This window comes from Mesorhizobium sp. M7A.F.Ca.CA.002.15.2.1, from assembly GCF_003998715.1.
Lineage (GTDB): Bacteria > Pseudomonadota > Alphaproteobacteria > Rhizobiales > Rhizobiaceae > Mesorhizobium > Mesorhizobium ciceri.
The window spans coordinates 1-778 of the sequence record NZ_RZPI01001159.1; the positions used below are offsets into that span (position 1 = coordinate 1).

2 protein-coding genes are annotated in these 778 nt (G+C 62.6%); one reads left to right on the forward strand and one right to left on the reverse strand.

Going from position 1 to position 778, the window contains the following annotated elements; translation table 11 throughout:
- A partial coding sequence (locus ENZ74_RS33355; protein WP_127313364.1) for an aminotransferase class I/II-fold pyridoxal phosphate-dependent enzyme occupies positions 1 to 296 on the forward strand: 296 nt, incomplete at its 5' end.
- Here ENZ74_RS33355 and ENZ74_RS33360 read toward each other — a convergent pair.
- Positions 273 to 575, reverse strand: a complete 303-nt coding sequence (locus tag ENZ74_RS33360) for a hypothetical protein (protein ID WP_224621166.1) — start codon at positions 573 to 575, stop codon at positions 273 to 275. The two genes, ENZ74_RS33355 and ENZ74_RS33360, sit on opposite strands and share 24 nt — an antisense overlap.
- Between the last annotated feature and the right edge of the window lie 203 nt (positions 576 to 778).

A 778-nucleotide genomic window follows, 5' to 3' on the forward strand; every position in this document is an offset into this window, starting at 1 on the left:
CCTATCGCGAGCGCCGCGACGGGCTGCTCTCGGCACTGGAAGCCCACATGCCCGAAGGCGTGACCTGGAGCCGCCCGGAAGGCGGCATGTTCGTCTGGGTGACACTGCCGGAAGGGGCCGACGCCACCGAGCTTCTGGCTCGGTCGGTGAAGGAAGCGCGGGTCGCCTTCGTGCCGGGCAACGCCTTTTATGCCGATGGCACCGGGCGCAACACACTGCGGCTGTCCTTCACGCTCGCCGACCGGCGCGCGGTGAGCGAAGGCATTCCAAGGCTAGCCGCCATCCTGAAGGGATAGGCCGGCGCTGGAAGCCGGCTTTTCCTCCGCCGTTACAGTCACCAGCCGCTCAAGCTTTGAAAGCCTGGTGCGAGCGAGCTTGCGGACCGGCCTTTCGAAACCTTCTTCGCCGTTTTCGACGACGAAGACCAAGGTCATGAAATCGAGCATGAATTCGTCGATGGCTGCCGCGACCTCGCGCGACCTGCCCTTGAACCGGCGCAGCAGAGCGGTTGCTTCCTCGATATCGTCGACACCGGCGCTGTCGACCAGCGCTTCGAGCCTCTGAAAACAATCCAATCGCAATTCCTCCCACCGCGCCACCAAACCCGGTTGCGAGCGGAAGGTTCCAAACTGTGAGTGGTCTCGCGAAGAAATCGCCTCCACTGCTTGAATTCCGCGGACGGGCCATCGGCAATTTTTTTGTTCGGGTGGAACCTCCGCGGCCAACAAAGGTTCTTACCAGGTCTGATCCCCCCTCAGACCCCTGAAGGCTAGACATG